This is a genomic window from Streptosporangium sp. NPDC048886 (genome assembly GCF_055586905.1).
In genome coordinates this window covers 1-15,854 of sequence record NZ_JBVJHH010000006.1, presented here as the reverse complement: position 1 = coordinate 15,854, position 15,854 = coordinate 1, and the positions used below count along the sequence as shown (strand labels likewise).

Genomic DNA, 15,854 nt, shown 5'->3' with positions numbered 1-15,854 from the left:
GGAGGCGCCGTCCGGCCCGCCCCCGTCGGGCTCATGACTGTCACGCCGGCTTCCTGAGCACCTCGGTGAGGGCCGAGATGCTGTGGTCGCCGTGGCCTGCCTCGGCCGCCCGCCTCACCAGGTCGTACAGGGGGGCCAGCCAGGCCGTGTCGACATCCGTCTCCCTGGCCAGGTCCGCGTCGTAGGCCTCTCCGGCGAGGAAGAGGTTCACGGAGGAGGCGGCGTCGGTGTAGTCACCGCTGTCGATCTCCTTGGCGTAGGTCGGCAGCAAAGACTTGATCATGTCCAGCCACTTGCCGGCGAACCGCACGATGGAGGCTGCCTCGAGCCCGCGCGCCTGGACGGCGGCGGCGCCCTGGAAGAAGCCGACGAGTGCGGGCAGCAGCATGGCGCCCACCGCCATCTCGTACAGGGCGGCGAGGTCGCTCTCGTCGCCGAGGTGGACGGTGTCGCCGCCCAGCACCTTCAGGGCCGTCTCGAACTCCTCGAAGACCGTCTTGTCGCCGCTGTAGTAGAGCAGGGTGTCCGGCAGCCCCACGGCCGAGGGCACGTTCTTGACCGCCCCGGCCAGGAACCGGGCGCCATGACAGACGGCCCAGGCGGCCGTCTCGCGGGCGCCGGCCGGGGAACCGCTGTTCAGGGTGACCAGGGCCCGCCCGCGCAGCGACGTGGCGGCGGGCCGCAGCGCCGACCGGGTGTCGTCGAAGGTGGTCAGGCAGGTGATGACCAGGGGACTCGCCGCCACCGCGTCCTCGATGGCCTCCGCGTGCTCGGCGCCCATGGCGACGAGGGGCGCGGCCTTGGCGGCGGTCCTGTTCCAGACGGTGGTCGGGTGTCCGGCCTCGACGAAGGCCTCGGCCAGTGCCCTGCCCATCGAGCCCAGGCCGATGACGGTCACCGGTGTCGCGTTCTTCTCGGTCATATGCATACTCCAGCCACAGAGATAGAGATAGGGACAAGGACGCGGGCGCGCTGCATTGGAGACCCGTCATGGTCGTGGCGCGGCGTCCGGTCCATGCTGGCTGGAGCGCCAACATTTCTTCAAGTACCTACAATTTTGCCGGGTACTGACAGAAATGTAAGTATAGGTCGATGAAGGAGACCAAGAAACGGACGTTCACCTGCGGTCTCGACGCCGCCATCGCCGTCATGGGAGGCAAGTGGAAGGGACTGATCCTGTTCGCGCTCCAGGACGGTCCCCTGCGCTTCGGGGAGTTGCGGCGCGCGGTCCCCGGCATCAGCGAGCGGGTGCTGATCCTGCAACTGCGGGAGATGGAGGCCACCGGGCTGCTCCATCGCGAGGTGTATCACCAGGTCCCGCCGAAGGTGGAATACTCGCTCACCGGATTCGGTCATTCGCTCAACACCGCGATGGCGCCGCTCGGGGAGTGGGGCGAGGAGCACATCGGGCGCATCGAGGCCATCCCCTGGGACCAGGTCGGGTGAACCGGCGCGGCGGCCCGGGGAGTCGAGGTGGTCGCACCGGACCGGTGACGGCCGGGCGCACAGGTCGCCGGTGACCCGGGAACCCCTGTTCACGTGGCCGTTTTACCGCGGCGTCCGGGTGCGGGGTGTTCCACCTACGCCGAGCAGCTCGTCGGCGCGCTCGAGCAGTGCGCGGCGTTCGGCTCCGGAACGGAGGGCGGCGGCGGCCTGCCGGAACAGGGCGGCGGCCCGGTCGCGGTCGCCGTGGCGGGCCGTGAGATCGGCTTCTGCGGCGACGGCCAGCGGGTAGCCGTCCAACGCGCCGCCGGCGCGGGCCCGGGCGAGCAGGGACAGCCCGGCCGCCGGCCCGTGCGCGTAGCCGTGCGCCACGGCACGGTTCAGCTCGATCACCGGTGAGGGCTGGATCCGGGCGAGCCGGTCGTACCACGTGGCGATCGCCGGCCAGTCGGTGGTGTCGGCGGAGACGGCGGTGGCGTGGCAGGCGGCGATCCGGGCCTGCAGCGCGTACGGGCCGTCCTGCGGCGTCCCGGCGAGGACGCGCAGGCCCTCGGCGATCGCGGCGTGGTCCCAGCGGAGCCGGTCCTGCCTGTCCAGGGCGAGCAGGTTGCCGTGCCGGTCGCGGCGGGTCTCACGCCGGGAGTGCTGGAACAGGAACAGCGCCAGCAGCGCGGACACCTCGCCCTGATCGGGCATGAGCCGCTGGAGGAGCCGGGCCAGGCGGATCGCCTCGTCGGCGAACGCGGGCCGGCCGTCGGCGTTGTAGCCGTGGGTGAACAGCAGATACAGCACCGCCAGGACGCCGGGGAGCCGCTCGGTGAGCGCCGGGCCGGTCGGCACCCGGTACGGGATGCCGGCATCGGCGATCTTCGTTCTGGCCCGGGTCAGCCGCCGGGTCATGGCCGGCTCGCTGACCAGGAAGGCCCGCGCGATGTCGGAGGTGGGCACCCCGCCGACCGTCCGCAGTGTCAGCGCCACGCGCGCCTCGAGGGCGAGTGCGGGATGGCAGCAGGTGAAGATGAGCCGCAACCGATCGTCCACGACCTCCTCCGCCGGGGCGGGGCCCGGATCGGTGAGCGTCTGCAGCGCCAGCTCGGCCAGCTTGCGGCGTTCGACCGACGCGCGGCGCAGCACGTCGATCGCGCGGTTGCGGGCCACCGTCATCAGCCAGCCGCCCGGATTGCCCGGCACGCCCTCCCGGGGCCACCGCTGCAGGGCGAGCGTCAGTGCCTCCTGGGCGCAGTCCTCGGCCAGCGTCCAGTCTCCGGTGAGGCGGATCAGCGTGGCGACGATCCGCGCGTACGCGTCCGCGCTCGCGGCCGCGACGGCGTCGGCCGTCGCGGCCGCGGGCACCTCAGCCATGTGTCCTCAGCCGTCCAGGTCGACCAGCGGGCGCAGCTCCAGCCGTCCCCGCCGGGCCATCGGGTGGGCGCGGGCCACCTCGATCGCCTCGTCCAGATCGGCGCACTCCAGCAGGTCGTAGCCCACGATCACCTCCTTGGTCTCGGCGAACGGGCCGTCCGAGACCAGCAGCCGGCCGTCGCGGACCCGGACCGTCGTGGCCGCGGACGTCGACGCCAGCGCGCTGCCCTCCAGGCGGCGGCCGCGTGCGTCGTTCTCCGACACCCACACGTCGATGTCGGGCTCGTCGGCCCTGTCGGTGTCGGGCTCGGCGTCGGTGCACACGAACATCATGTATTTCATCTTCGCTCCTCGGCGCTGTGAACTCACCACTATGACGAACGAGCGGCCCGGTTCCGGACACAGCCGCGTCCGAAACATTCCAGGTCCTCAACCGGTCGAGCGGCCATCCGTGTCAGCGGTCGAGGACGGGTCCGTCGAAGATGTGGACGCGCTGCCCGAGGACATCGGAGGCGGGGCGCCGCGGCCTGCGGAAGGTCCCCAACGGCACGCCACCGCCGGCGCGGGGCCGGAGCGTGATCACCATTTTGCAGGCCTTCCCTCCGCCCGGCCTGCCCGCCGGCGTCCTGGTGGTCGGCCGCGTCCGTGCCGGCCCGGCCGCCGGGCACTCCGTGCGTCCTGCTCACGCCGCTGACCGCCGTCTCGGGGGCCGGCGGCCGCGGCTCCGGGGACCCGGTGGCCGATGTGCAATGCTGCACTTTATCGACCTTTTTTGAGCATGTCTACGCTCTTGACAGCGGAGTTCCCGCTCGATTTACTCCGATGCACGCCAGGTCGAGCACCCGGCGTCAGAGGTACGCCTAGCCGGTATGTGGCCCGCGCCATGAGCCCGGACTAAGTCGCCAGGATCGCCGTCGGCGTCCGAGGCGGGGACGTACCCTCTATCATCTGGAGCGCGACGATGACAACGAATCGTCTCCTCACCCGTGGATCTCTCGGCGCCGTCGTGGCCCTCACGGCCGCGTTGACCGCACCGCTCCTCGCCTCGCCCGCCGCTTCGGCCGGCACGGTCGCGCCTCCCCCCGCGCACGCCGGGTTCGACTACCAGATCGGCGGCGCCTACACCCCGCCCCCAGGGGTCAGGGTGGTCAGCCGCGACCGCGGGGCGAGCCCGGCGGCCGGCCTGTACAACATCTGCTACGTCAACGCCTTCCAGGTCCAGACCGGCGCCGAGGGCGAGTGGGACGCCGACCTGCTGCTGCGCGACGCCGACGGCGACGTGGTGGTCGACGAGGACTGGGACGAGGCGCTGCTGGACCTGCGCACCGCGGCCAAACGGCAGCGTATCGCCGCGAAGGTGAACGGCTGGACGGACGGTTGCAAGGCCAAGGGGTTCCAGGCGGTCGAGCCCGACAACTACGACAGCTATGACCGTTCGCGCGGCCTGGTGAGCAAGGCCGACGCCCAGGCGTACATCCGCCTGCTCTCCTCGCACGCCCACGCCCGGGGCCTGGCGATCGCCCAGAAGAACACGGTGGAACTGGCCGGCGCGCGCCGGCAGAACGGGCTGGATTCGCGATCGCCGAGGAGTGCGGCGCCTACCGCGAATGCGGGGACTACACCGCGGCGTTCGGCGACGACGTGATCGTGATCGAGTACACCGCGCGGGGCCTGTCGACGGCCTGCTCGGGCTGGGGCGGCCGGCTGAGCATCGTCCGGCGCGATGTGGACGTCTCTCCCCGGGGGAACGGCGGATACGTCCGGCAGACCTGCCCGTAGCGTCAGATTCCACTGTTATACGGAGGTAGAGATGGACACGATCCATCGCGCCGCCCCCATGCCCTCACGTCGCGAAGTCCTGCGCGGCGCACGCGCCCTGGCCCTGTCCGCGGTCGGGAGCGTGGCCGCCGCAGGGTGCGCCGAGGGCGCTGACGGCGGCGTCGGCGCCGATGGGCGGGTCACGATCGAACTGTGGCACGGGCAGACCGACACGGGCAGGAAGGCCATCGAGCATCTGGTGGCCGACTTCCAGCGCACCCATCCCGGCATCCGGGTCGACATGGGCGGGGGAGTGCTGGCCGACGCGATGCTGCAGAAGGTCACCGCCGCGCTCGCGTCGGGCTCCTATCCCGACATCGCCTACATCTTCGGATCGGACCTGGCGAGCATCGCGCGCAGTCCGCAGGTGGTGGACCTGACCGGCACCGTCGACGCCGGTTCCACGCCGTGGAACGACTACTGGGCGCCGGCACGGGCGGCCGTCACCGTCAACGGCCAGGTCCGGGCCACTCCCGCGGTCGTCGACTCGCTGGCCGTGGTCTGCAACAAGAAGCTGTTCCGCGAGGCCGGGCTGCCCCTGCCGCAGCCGGGCTGGAAGTGGCCGGAGTTCGTCGAGACGGCCCGGCGGCTCACCGACGCCGGACGTGGCACGTTCGGCACGGGATGGCCGGGCGTGGGTGACGAGGACACGGTGTGGCGGCTGTGGCCGCTGGTGTGGGACCTGGGCGGCGACGTGATCGCCCGCGACGGGCGCGGCATCGGGTTCGCCGACGTGGGCGTCCAGGCCCTGCAGGTGGTGGAGGCGCTCGCGCAGGCGTCGAGCGTCTACATCGATCCCCAGCCCGGCAGCGAGAAGATGTACCAGGTGTTCGCGTCCGGCCGGATGGGGATGGTGGTCACCGGCCCATGGCAGCTGCCCGACATCGAGGAAGCCGGGATCGACTACCACGTGGTGCCGCTGCCCAGCTTCAGCGGCCGGCCGATGACGATCTCGGGGCCCGACACGTGGACCATGTTCGACAACGGCGGCCCGCGCGTCCGGGCGGCCCGCACCTTCCTGAGCTGGCTGATGCAGCCGGCTCAGGACGTGCGCTGGGACGTCGAGGCGGGCAGCCTGCCGCTGAGCAGGCCCACCCGGGCACTGCCCGCCTGGCGGGACCACTCCGCCCGGACCGAGGGTCTCGAGGTGTTCACCCGGGCACTGGAGTCGGCGCGGGCACGGCCGGCGCACCCGGCCTACCCGAAGGTCTCGCAAGCGCTCGGGCAGGCCGTCGTCGCCGTGCTGCTCCGCAGGAGCACCCCCGCCGAAGCGCTCCGCAGCTGCGCCGATGCGGCCGATGCCGCCCTGCTCATACCGCGTTGAGGAGTTCTTCCATGCCAGGTCCCCCCACACCGTTCACCCTCTCCGACCACGAACTGCGTCAACGTGCCCGGCGCCGGGTCCGCCGCCGGGAGTCGAGGACCGCCTGGGCGTTCGTCTCCCCCTCCATCCTGGTCATCCTCGGGCTCAGCGTGGTGCCCGTGATCTGGTCGCTGCTGCTGTCCTTGCGGGCCGATGACCTGGTCACGCCGGGCCGCTGGGTGGGGCTGGACAACTACTACGCGCTGAGCAGGGATCCGAACTTCGGTCAGGCGGTACGTAACACGCTGATCTACACGGCGCTGTACGTCCCGCTCAGCATCGTCCTGGGACTGGCGCTCGCCCTCGTCCTGAACCGGCGCATCAGGCTGGTCGGCCTGTACCGCACGCTGATCTTCGTGCCGTTCGTCGTCTCGGCCACGGCGCAGGGCACGCTGTTCTCCTTCATCCTCGACCCGCAGTTCGGCGCGGCCAACTCGGTGCTGCACGCGCTCGGCGTCTCCCCGCAGGGCTTCTTCACCGACCCCGCCCAGGCGCTGTTCCTCCTGGTGGCCATCACGTTGTGGAGCGGCCTGGGGTTCTGCGTGGTGGTGTATCTCGCGGCCCTCCAGGACGTGCCGCGGCCCCTGATCGAGGCGGCGCGGCTGGACGGCGCCGGGCGCTGGCACCTGCTGCGCCACGTCACCCTGCCCACGCTCACCCCGGTCAGCGTGTTCCTGGTGCTGTGGCAGACCATCAACGCCCTGCAGGTCTTCGACCTGGTGTATGTGACGACCAAGGGCGGCCCGCTGGGCGCGACCACCCTGATCGTCTACTTCATCTGGGAGCAGGCGTTCAAGAACTTCACCGCCGGCTACGGCGCCGCGGCCGCCTACGTCCTCGCCGTGGCCCTGTTCGTGATCGCCGCCGGCCTGCGCGTGGTCCGGGGGCGCGAGAGCCGGCGTCTCGAAGGAGCGACCCGATGACGGCGACCGTGACCACCCCTCGACAGGCCGCGCAGGCCGGCGTGGCCCGGCGGGGCCGCGCGGGGCTGCCGTTCAGCGCCTGGCACCTGCTGCTCGCCCCGCTCGCGCTGATCTTCGCGATCCCGCTGGTCTGGCTGCTGCTCAGCTCCGTGATGAGCAACGCGGAGATCAACCGGTTCCCTCCGGCGCTGTGGCCGTCCCGCATCGACCTGGGGGGATACCGGTACGTCCTGGGCAACGCCCTGTTCCCCCGCTGGTTCGCCAACTCGCTGATCGTCTCCACCGTCGCGGTCGCGTCCAACCTGCTGTTCGGCGCGTTCGGCGGCTACGCCTTCGCCCGCATGCGCTTCCTCGGCTCCCGGAGCCTGCTGGTGCTGATGCTGGCCACGATGGCCATCCCCTTCCAGCTGACGATGATCCCGACGTTCCTCGTCATGAAGCGCCTGGGACTCATCGACACGCTGGGCGCGCTGATCGTGCCTTCGCTGGTCACGCCGTTCGCGGTGTTCCTCCTGCGGCAGTTCTTCCTCTCGCTGCCCAGGGAGCTGGAGGAAGCCGCCTGGATCGACGGATGTTCGCGGCTGCGGGTGCTGTTCCGCGTCGTGCTGCCGCTGTCGCGTCCCGCGCTGAGCACCGTGGCGATCCTGACGTTCCTGTCGACCTGGAACGACCTGACCTGGCCGCTGATCGCCATCAACCACGACACCCAGTACACCCTGCAGCTGGGGCTGGCGACCTTCCAGGGGCAGCACCACACCCAGTGGGCAGCGGTCATGGCCGGCAACGTGATCACGGTCCTGCCGGTGCTGCTCGCCTTCGTCGGCGCGCAGAAGGCGTTCATCCAGTCCATCATCTCCAGCGGCCTCAAGGGCTGACTGCCGACCGACCTACGGATACCGATGCCGCACACTTTCGACCTGCTCGTCATCGGGGACGCCAACCCCGACGTCATCCTCGGCCCGCTGGAGGCTCCGCTCGCCTTCCACCAGCGTGAACAGCTCGTCGGCGCCGGCGCGCTCACCCTCGGCGGGTCCGCCGCGATCATGGCCTGCGGCGCCGCGCGCCTCGGCCTCAAGGTCGCCTTCGCCGGGCGGGTCGGCGACGACGACGCCGGCCACTACGTCCGCGACGCCCTGACCGCCCGTGGAGTCGACACCCGGGCCCTGCGCCTGGACGCGGAGCTGCCCACCCCCCTCACCGTGGTGGTGACCCGCGGGGACGACCGCGCGATCCTCACCGCCCCCGGCACCCTGGCGGCCACCACCGGCGACGACGTCCCCGAGTCGTTGCTCGCCGGCAGCAGGCACGTGCACGCCGCCTCCTACTTCCTGATGCCCGCACTCGCGCGGGCGCTGCCGCTCCTGCTGCGCACCGCGCGCGCCCACGGCGCCACGACCTCGCTCGACACCAACGACGACCCGGCCGGCGAGTGGGACCCCCTCGGCCTGCCCGCCGTCCTCGCCGAAACCGACATCCTGCTCCCCAACGCCCACGAGGCCCGCCACCTCGCCGGGCCCGCCGCGGACTCGCCGCAGGCGGCAGCCGCTCTCCTGGCCGCGCGCGGACCGCTGGTGGCCGTCAAGAACGGCGCCGAGGGCGCCCTCTGTCACGACGGCCGCACCCTCACCACCACCGGCGGCGTCACCGTGACGCCCGTCGACACCGTCGGCGCCGGAGACAGCTTCGACGCCGGCTTCGTCGCCGCGCTCCTCGCCGGCCTGCCCCCCGCCGACGCCCTCGGCGTCGCCGCCGCCTGCGGAGCCCTGTCCACCCGTGCCCACGGCGGCACCACTGCCCAGGCCACCTGGGACGAGGCCGTCTCGCACGTCACCCGTACCGGAAAGAACCTGTCATGAGCACTCCCAAGATCGCGTTCATCGGCGCCGGGAGCGTCGTCTTCACCCAGGGTCTGCTCGCGGATCTGTTCGCCTTCGCCGAACTGAAGGACATCCACGTCGCCCTGCACGACATCGACGCCGAACGCCTGGCCACCGCCGAGCAGGCCGCCCGGCACATCGCCGCCCAGCGCGGGGCCCGCCCCCGCGTCACCGCCCACGCCGACAGGCGGGCGGTGCTCGACGGCGCCGACTTCGTCATCAACATCGTCCAGGTCGGCATGGGCGAGGCGACCCGCACCGACTTCGAGGTCCCCGCCCGGTACGGCCTGCGCCAGACCATCGGCGACACCCTCGGCGTCGGCGGCATCTTCCGCGCCCTGCGCACCTTTCCCCTGCTGAGATCCCTGGGCGAGGACATCACCGAGCTCTGCCCTCAGGCGTGGCTGCTCAACTACACCAACCCGATGGCGATGAACGTCCAGTACCTCGCCCAGGCCACCGGGCTGACGCGGGTGGTCGGCCTGTGCCATTCGGTGTACTGGACGATGCGCGACCTGTCCGATCTCCTGAACGTCCCCTACGAGGAGGTGACCTACCACGCCGCGGGCGTCAACCACCAGGCGTGGGTGCTGCGGTTCGAACACGACGGAGCCGACCTCTATCCCCGCCTGGACGCCATGATCGAGGCCGACGGGCAGCTGCGCCGCCGGGTCCGCGTCGACATGTACCGGCGCCTCGGCTACTACCCGACCGAGACCAGCGAGCACTCCTCCGAGTACGTGCCCTGGTACCTGCGCCACGACAGCGAGATCGAGCGGCTGCGGCTGCCCGTGGGCGCCTACCTGGGCATCGTCGAGCAGAACGTGGCCGCCTACGAGAAGACGCGCGACGCCCTGGCCGCCGGGGACCCGCTGCCGGTGGAGGGGACCATGGAGTACGCCCCCCAGATCATTCACAGCATGACCACGGGCACGCCCCGCACCGTCTACGGCAACGTCCCCAACCACGGTCTGATCGACAACCTTCCCGCACACGGCGTGGTCGAGGTGCCCTGCCTGGTCGACGCGCTGGGCGTACAGCCCACCCGGGTCGGCGCGCTGCCCGCCCAGCTGGCCGCGCTCAACCGGACCTACCTGAGCGTCAACGACCTCGTCGTACGGGCCGCGGTGGAAGACGAGCCGCGCCACATCCGCCACGCCGCCATGACTGACCCGGCGACCGCCGCGACGCTGACGGTCGAACGCATCTGGGAGCTGTGCGACGACATGGTGCGGGTCCACGCCGGCCGCCTGCAGCCCTCGCTGCGCGCCACCCTCGGCACCTGAACGGCCCGGCCGCGGGCACCGCCCGCGCGGCGCGTCCGTCCCGGCGCCGCAGGCGGTCTCCGCGGAGATCTTGAGATCCGGAAAACCAGAGAGGTTCTCTAGAGGATCTCTCTGGATTTCCTCTAGACTCCCGGCCATGGACAACGCGGAGACGCACCATCCGACCCCTGCCCGGACTGCCGTGGTGACAGGTGGCAACCGTGGCATCGGATACGCCGTCGCCGCGCGGCTGCTTCAGGACGGGTGCGACGTGGTGCTGGTCGCGCGTGACAGACAACGGGGGGAGGCCGCGCGGGCGTCGCTCGCCGGGTCCGACGGGACCCGGGTGCGCCTCGTCGTCGGCGACCTGTCCAGCGTCCGGAGGACGCGCGCGGTCGCCGAGGCGCTCAGTGAGACCTGCCCGCGAATCGATGTGCTGGTCCACAACGCCGGTCTGTGGCCGAGCCGGCGGGTGCTGGGCGAGGACGGGCTGGAGCAGGCATTCGTCACCAACCATCTCGCTCCGTTCCTGCTCAATCACGAGCTGGAGCCACTGCTGACCGCCTCCGGGGCACGGGTCGTGCAGGTCAGCGCCGGGCTGTACGTCAAGGGGCAGGCCGATCCGGAGCGCACCCCCACCGGCCTGGACTTCCACCCGATGCGGACCTACGCCGACACCAAGCTGTGCAACCTGCTGCTGGTGCCGCGGTACGCCGAACGGTGGAAGGATGCCGGGGTGACCATCAACGCCGTTCACCCCGGAGTGATCCGCACCGGGCTGGGGGACCGTGGCGGGCCCCTGGGCTACCTGCTCAAGGCGGTGAAACTGCTGTGGAAGAGTCCGGAGGTGGGCGCCCGGCCCGTCGCCAGGCTCGCGCTGGCCGCGGAGGCGGCCGGGCTGACCGGCCGTTACTTCCACATCGAGGCCGAGCAGCCGCTGGCCCCGGTCGCCGCCGACGCCGCGCTCGCCGACCGGCTCTGGACACAGGCGCTGGAGCTCACCGGCCTTGAGCGGACCCCGCCGCCGGTCCGGCGCGATGTCACCTAAGCAGCGGCGAGGCGAGGCGACCGCCGACAGGGTCCTGGCGGCGGCGCTCGATCTCTACGCGGCCGAGGGGTCCGGCGGGCTGACCATGACCGCGTTGATCGCCGCGACCGGTGTCAGCAGCGGCAGCCTCTACCACCACTTCGGCAGTTTCGACGGACTCACCGCGGCCCTCTACAGCCACTGCATGTCCGAACTGCTCGACACGCTCATCGCCGCGCTCGAGCGCTCCAGGACGGCCCGCACCGGCGTGCGGGCCTTCGTGGGAGCGTATCTGCGGTTCGTCCAGGACAACCGGCCGGCGGCGCACTTCATCCACGCCTCGTCCTACGCCGACTTCCTGCCGGCCCACGCGGGGCGCATCGCGGAGGCGAAGGCGCCCAGGATGCGCCGGATCGCCGAGTGGCTCCGTCCCCACGTGGAGGCCGGGCATGTCATCGCCCTGCCCGATCCCCTCACCGAGATGCTCGTGATCGGCCCCGTGGCGGAGACCTCCCGCCGCTGGCTCGCCGGAGCGCCCGACGTCGACTTGACGGTCGCGGCGCGCCTGCTGCCCGAACGGATCTGGCAGTCGGTCCGCGGTGAACGTCCCCTGTCTGCCGGCACGGACCTGTGACACGCCTTCCCGGATGAGCGGGCCGGGCCGCCGCGGGGACGGCCGACAGGGGCCGGCGGCTTGGGCGTGCCGGCAGGGGCGCGGACCGCGCCGGCCGCCGCCGGTCCCGCGCGGCCCGCGCGGGTCTCACGACACGCGGATGTCGTCGACGGCCCAGTACCAGTTGTTGGCGGCGTCGAAGTAACGGAAGCGGACGGCCATCGTGGTGGCGCCGGGCGGCACGGAGACGGCCAGCGCCTCCACCGCGGAGACCGCGTCGGAGCCGTAGGCCTTCACGGTGGTGAACGCGCCGCCGTCGAAGGAGACCTGGACGTACGCTTTCTGGTTGCCCTCCGGCCGGTAGAGGGTGGTGTAGTCGATCACGGCCGAGGTGCGGCCGGCGACGTCGTAGGCAGGTGAGATCAGGCTGGAGGCGTAGGTGCCACCGCCGTGGGAGCGGTCGTCCCACTCGTCGGAGTCGGCGACGGCGAAGACGCCGCGGCTGCGGACGAACAGCTCGCGCCATTGGTCACGCTCGGCGCGCGACCAGAACTCGTCGGTGGTGAAGGACCAGCCGCGCCACTCCTCCACGCCACCGGAGGGCAGAGCGGTGCTGTCGACGGCCCAGCCGCCCGGCGGGAGGTGGGTGAAGCCGGTCACCCCGGCCGGGATGCCGGTCTCGTGGACGCGGGGCGACAGGGCCACGGTCTCGAACGGGTCGGCCGAGCGGACCGTGACGGAGGTGCCGTCCAGGCCGGCCGGGCGCGGCAGGCCGAGCCGGGCGAAGACGGTGGCGGCGACGTCGACCAGGCGGGTGTCGGCCGGCCTGGCCCCCGCCGGGATGCCGGGGCCGCTGGCCAGTACGAAGGTGCGACGCTCCTCGATGGTGGAGCCGCCGTGGCCGCCGATGCCGGTGTGGCCGTGGTCGGTGGCGACCACGACGGTCCACCGCTCGCTCGCGTAGGTCGGCCGGGCGCGTACAGCGGTCAGGAGGCGGCCGATCTGGGCGTCGTTGGCCTTGACGGCGTTCAGGTAGGCCTGGCTGCCGGCGCCGCTGTTGTGCCCGGCGATGTCGATCTGGCCCAGGTAGACGAAGGCGACGTCGGGATTGCGGTCGCGCAGGACCTGCTCGGAGACCTGTGTGATCCGCTCGTCCTCGGCCGGGTAGCCGGCGCTGTCGCCGTCGAGCACGACCCGGGCGTCGATGCCCGCGCCGAAGGTGCCCTGCTCGCCCAGTGGCTTCCAGTCGACGGCGGCGTAGGTCGAGTAGGCCGGGTTGACCCCCTCGATCCGGGTCAGGAAGTCGGGGTAGAGGTCGTAGCGCTTGCCGGTGAAGCTGTTGTCCTTGACCTTGTGCCTGTCCGGCCAGACACCGGTGGCGATCGTGGACCAGCCGGGGCCGCTGGAGGTGGCGGCCATCGGGTTGGTGTACAGGAGGCTGGTGCCGAGCGTGCCGCCGGAGATCAGCGCGTCGAGGTTGGGGGCGTCGGCAGGGGCGATCCGGTCGTGGCGCAGGCCGTCCAGGCCGATGACCAGGACCTTGTCGGCGCTGATGCCGTTGGGTACGGCCGGGACCGGCACCGGGGCGGCGGCCGCCGCCCGGCTGTTCGGGATCTTGTGCTCGGCCGGGGGACCGGAGTCGGGGTCGGCGGCGGCCGCCGTCAGGGGGATCAGCGCGGTGATCACGGTCAGGGCGATGCGTAATCGCATGGACGTCCTCCTCGCTCGTGCCGGTTGTCCGGCTCCTGCGCGAGGATCTCCGCTGGAGATGATCCGGTATAGATCCGAAAGTGAACAGCCGCGCCACGGGCCATCGCGTTTTTCGATGACCGCCACAGCCGCCCGCCGACTCCGGCGAGGCGGTCCGGATCTGAGGACTGTCCTGCGGACCGGCTGTCCCGTACCGGCATAATGCGTCCGGTGCGTCTGTGGACAGTCCAGCATCGAGCGGTTCTCGGACCGCTGGAGGACATCGGTGAACTGGTCGGGGACTGGGCCAGGACGATGAGCCCCTCATTCCGCCCTGCCTACGAGGAAATGGTGGCGGAGATGGCGCGGCGCGGCATCGACTGCGCGGGCCGGCCGCCGCTGTGGGCATGGCCGGGACCGGACACCCGCGATGACCGGGTGGCGTTGACGGCCGAACTGCTCCTCAATCCTGAGGGGCCGGAGGAGTACGACCGCTACGTCGTCCTTGACCTGGATGTGCCCGACGAGTCCGTGGTGCTCAGCTCGTACAGGCGCTGGAACGACTTCCTGGAAGCGGTCTTCATGGGCGGGAGTCGGCCGAACATGGACTGGTCGATCGACCAGGACGAGCTCGACAGACCGGACTACGCCCGCGTCCAGGCGTGCTTCCCGCGCCTGGCGGGCCCGTGGGTGCTGGGCGTCCGCCCGTTGGAGCCGTCATCGGATGAGCCCGAGGAAGCGCCGTGCGCGGTCGAAGCCGGTGAGTAGGCGGTGCTCGGCCCTCCCGCGACCGGATGGCGGAGCCAGGCCCTGACCGAGGCACGGCCGATGGTCAGGGGATACGGGAGAGCCGGACGAGGACACTGGCGTGGTCGATGACGAGGCCGAGGTCGAGACCGTGATGGAGCAGGACGGCGCCGTGGTGGAGGCCGCCGCTGTCGTCGTCGCGGCAGACGGCGGTGCGGCCGGCCTGGGCGCCGAGCCGATACTGCACTCCGTGCTGGACGGTTTCGCGGATCTCCTTGTGATCGACTACAAAACTGTCCAACAGGTCTGGTCCAGCGCCTCCCGGTAGGTCGGCGGCGCGCCTTCCCGGCCGGCGACGGCCGTCGCCGGTTCAGGGGGAGTCGCCCGGTGCTCCCTCTCGGAGGGGAGGCGCCTCCCTCGCTATGGGGAGGGGGGCCGGGTGTGCGGTCTCTACGGTTGCGGCCATGGTTGATTCCGCTTCTCCACGCCGCTGGCCGGCGTACGCGCTGGCGGTGCTGTTCCTCGGTTACGCCGGGGGGAAGGCCGCCTTCGCCCTGCAGGCCCGGCTCGGCTTCCCGGGCGGCCCGCCCGTGCCGGCCGCCGAGGCCGGAAGCTACTTCATGGACGCGGCCCCGGCGCAGTGGCTCGCGACCGCGTCCGGCGTGCTGGGCGCGTGCGTTGCCGTCGCCACGGTCACAGAGCTGGGCCGCAGGGTGCCGAGAACGCTGATGCTGCTGATACTGGCGGGGATGCTGTTGGCCGTCGGCGGCGGCGCGGGAATCATGATCGTGGACGGGATCATCGGCATCGGCGTGGGCTGGCGGTGGTACCACGGGATGCTTGGGGCGGTCGTGATCTGGCTGTCGGTGGAGATGGCCCGGTCCTACATGACGGCGACCAGCGGCCGGGCAGGCGCGGCCGGCCAGGCCGCTGCGGTTTCTGGGCCGGACCCAAGGGCGGCCCGTCCCTCAAGACGACGGGCTGGATCAGGCGGCGCGGCCGGCCTTGAGTGAGGCGGCGGTGCCGACGACGCGGCGGGCCTGGTGGCGGGCCGCTTCCAAGGACACGTCGTTGGGCGGGCCGTCGCCGACCACGTGGGAGGTGCCGTATGGATTGCCTGACTGGAACTGGATGGGGTCGGTGTAGCCCGGGGGCACGATGACGCCGCCCCAGTGGTAGAAGGTGTTCCCCAGCGCCAGGAGGGTGGATTCCTGTCCGCCGTGGGCGGTGTTGGAGGCGGTGAAAGCCGAATACACCTTGTCCGCGAGCTTGCCGTGATACCACAGGCCACCGGTGGTGTCGATGAACGCCCTGAGCTGGCTGGCCGGGTTGCCGAAGCGGGTGGGAGTACCGAACAGCACTGCGTCGGCCCAGGCCAGGTCGTCGAGGCCGGCCTCGGCGACGTCGGCGGTGTCCTGGAGGTGCTGGACCCAGGCAGGATTGGCGCTGATCGCCTCCGGTGGGGCCAGTTCGGCGACCTTGCGCAGTCGCACGTGTGCGCCGGCCTTCTCCGCGCCCTCTGCGGCGGCCTGCGCCAAGGCGTGCACGGTGCCCGTGGCACTGTAGTAAATGATCGCGACGTTAACGGGTTCCATGATCGGTTTCCTTCCTTCGCGTCCGTCTGAGCAGTCTGACGACACAGCCCGTCGGATTGTGAGGCGGCGCGTCGACCTCACAATCCGGGGCGCTGTCTCGTCGGACCGGGTGAGGACAGATACGACCGAGGG

19 protein-coding genes are annotated in these 15,854 nt (G+C 71.5%); 13 read left to right on the top strand and 6 right to left on the bottom strand.

Annotated elements, in window-relative coordinates; translation table 11 throughout:
• Positions 1 to 40: 40 nt before the first annotated feature.
• Positions 41 to 922: an NAD(P)-dependent oxidoreductase gene (locus ACZ6R6_RS08720; protein WP_470091398.1), complete on the bottom strand. Its 882-nt coding sequence runs from the start codon at positions 920 to 922 to the stop codon at positions 41 to 43.
• Between the two features lie 170 nt (positions 923 to 1,092).
• Between ACZ6R6_RS08720 and ACZ6R6_RS08715 the strand changes: the two genes are divergently transcribed.
• Positions 1,093 to 1,446 carry a winged helix-turn-helix transcriptional regulator gene (locus ACZ6R6_RS08715; RefSeq protein WP_470091396.1) on the top strand — a complete coding sequence of 118 codons (354 nt, stop codon included), beginning with the start codon at positions 1,093 to 1,095 and terminating at the stop codon, positions 1,444 to 1,446.
• A 102-nt stretch (positions 1,447 to 1,548) separates the two neighbouring features.
• On the opposite strand, the gene ACZ6R6_RS08710 is transcribed toward ACZ6R6_RS08715, so the two are convergent.
• The 3 genes from ACZ6R6_RS08710 to ACZ6R6_RS08700 form a co-directional block, all read right to left on the bottom strand.
• On the bottom strand, positions 1,549 to 2,805 hold the full coding sequence (locus ACZ6R6_RS08710; RefSeq protein ID WP_470091394.1) for an RNA polymerase sigma factor: 1,257 nt from the start codon (positions 2,803 to 2,805) through the stop codon (positions 1,549 to 1,551).
• Positions 2,806 to 2,811: 6 nt separating this feature from the next.
• Positions 2,812 to 3,147, bottom strand: coding sequence for a YciI family protein (locus ACZ6R6_RS08705; protein ID WP_470091392.1), 336 nt, complete (start codon positions 3,145 to 3,147; stop codon positions 2,812 to 2,814).
• A 112-nt stretch (positions 3,148 to 3,259) separates the two neighbouring features.
• On the bottom strand, positions 3,260 to 3,391 hold the full coding sequence (locus ACZ6R6_RS08700; RefSeq protein ID WP_470091390.1) for a hypothetical protein: 132 nt from the start codon (positions 3,389 to 3,391) through the stop codon (positions 3,260 to 3,262).
• Between the two features lie 375 nt (positions 3,392 to 3,766).
• Here ACZ6R6_RS08700 and ACZ6R6_RS08695 point away from each other — a divergent pair, with 375 nt between their 5' ends.
• From ACZ6R6_RS08695 to ACZ6R6_RS08655, 9 genes are all read left to right on the top strand, one after another.
• Positions 3,767 to 4,450 (top strand): endo alpha-1,4 polygalactosaminidase, encoded by a 684-nt coding sequence (locus ACZ6R6_RS08695; protein ID WP_470091388.1) that lies wholly within the window; start codon positions 3,767 to 3,769, stop codon positions 4,448 to 4,450.
• Entirely contained in the window at positions 4,384 to 4,584 is a 201-nt protein-coding gene (locus ACZ6R6_RS08690; RefSeq protein WP_470091882.1) for a hypothetical protein, read from the top strand. The genes ACZ6R6_RS08695 and ACZ6R6_RS08690 overlap by 67 nt, the downstream gene beginning before the upstream one ends.
• A gap of 31 nt (positions 4,585 to 4,615) precedes the next feature.
• Positions 4,616 to 5,947 carry an ABC transporter substrate-binding protein gene (locus ACZ6R6_RS08685; protein ID WP_470091386.1) on the top strand — a complete coding sequence of 444 codons (1,332 nt, stop codon included), beginning with the start codon at positions 4,616 to 4,618 and terminating at the stop codon, positions 5,945 to 5,947.
• Positions 5,948 to 5,958: 11 nt separating this feature from the next.
• Positions 5,959 to 6,909, top strand: a complete 951-nt coding sequence (locus ACZ6R6_RS08680; RefSeq protein WP_470091385.1) for a carbohydrate ABC transporter permease — start codon at positions 5,959 to 5,961, stop codon at positions 6,907 to 6,909.
• The gene (locus ACZ6R6_RS08675) at positions 6,906 to 7,784 is read left to right on the top strand and encodes a carbohydrate ABC transporter permease (RefSeq protein ID WP_470091383.1); all 879 of its coding nucleotides are present in this window, start codon (positions 6,906 to 6,908) and stop codon (positions 7,782 to 7,784) included. Before ACZ6R6_RS08680 ends, ACZ6R6_RS08675 begins: the two co-directional genes overlap by 4 nt.
• 24 nt (positions 7,785 to 7,808) lie before the next feature.
• On the top strand, positions 7,809 to 8,765 hold the full coding sequence (locus ACZ6R6_RS08670) for a carbohydrate kinase family protein (protein ID WP_470091381.1): 957 nt from the start codon (positions 7,809 to 7,811) through the stop codon (positions 8,763 to 8,765).
• Positions 8,762 to 10,072: an alpha-galactosidase gene (melA, locus tag ACZ6R6_RS08665; protein WP_470091379.1), complete on the top strand. Its 1,311-nt coding sequence runs from the start codon at positions 8,762 to 8,764 to the stop codon at positions 10,070 to 10,072. Before ACZ6R6_RS08670 ends, melA begins: the two co-directional genes overlap by 4 nt.
• A 136-nt stretch (positions 10,073 to 10,208) precedes the next feature.
• A complete protein-coding gene (locus ACZ6R6_RS08660) occupies positions 10,209 to 11,099 on the top strand; it encodes an SDR family NAD(P)-dependent oxidoreductase (protein WP_470091377.1) in 891 nt (296 codons plus the stop codon).
• A complete protein-coding gene (locus ACZ6R6_RS08655) occupies positions 11,089 to 11,712 on the top strand; it encodes a TetR/AcrR family transcriptional regulator (protein WP_470091375.1) in 624 nt (207 codons plus the stop codon). The genes ACZ6R6_RS08660 and ACZ6R6_RS08655 overlap by 11 nt, the downstream gene beginning before the upstream one ends.
• A gap of 126 nt (positions 11,713 to 11,838) precedes the next feature.
• On the opposite strand, the gene ACZ6R6_RS08650 is transcribed toward ACZ6R6_RS08655, so the two are convergent.
• Positions 11,839 to 13,401: an alkaline phosphatase family protein gene (locus ACZ6R6_RS08650; protein ID WP_470091373.1), complete on the bottom strand. Its 1,563-nt coding sequence runs from the start codon at positions 13,399 to 13,401 to the stop codon at positions 11,839 to 11,841.
• A gap of 210 nt (positions 13,402 to 13,611) precedes the next feature.
• Between ACZ6R6_RS08650 and ACZ6R6_RS08645 the strand changes: the two genes are divergently transcribed.
• From ACZ6R6_RS08645 to ACZ6R6_RS08635, 3 genes are all read left to right on the top strand, one after another.
• On the top strand, positions 13,612 to 14,148 hold the full coding sequence (locus tag ACZ6R6_RS08645; RefSeq protein WP_470091371.1) for a hypothetical protein: 537 nt from the start codon (positions 13,612 to 13,614) through the stop codon (positions 14,146 to 14,148).
• A 100-nt stretch (positions 14,149 to 14,248) separates the two neighbouring features.
• Entirely contained in the window at positions 14,249 to 14,455 is a 207-nt protein-coding gene (locus tag ACZ6R6_RS08640) for a hypothetical protein (protein WP_470091369.1), read from the top strand.
• A gap of 136 nt (positions 14,456 to 14,591) precedes the next feature.
• Positions 14,592 to 15,140 (top strand): hypothetical protein, encoded by a 549-nt coding sequence (locus ACZ6R6_RS08635; RefSeq protein WP_470091367.1) that lies wholly within the window; start codon positions 14,592 to 14,594, stop codon positions 15,138 to 15,140.
• Here ACZ6R6_RS08635 and wrbA read toward each other — a convergent pair.
• A complete protein-coding gene (gene wrbA / locus ACZ6R6_RS08630; protein WP_470091365.1) occupies positions 15,114 to 15,722 on the bottom strand; it encodes an NAD(P)H:quinone oxidoreductase in 609 nt (202 codons plus the stop codon). The genes ACZ6R6_RS08635 and wrbA overlap by 27 nt on opposite strands.
• Between the last annotated feature and the right edge of the window lie 132 nt (positions 15,723 to 15,854).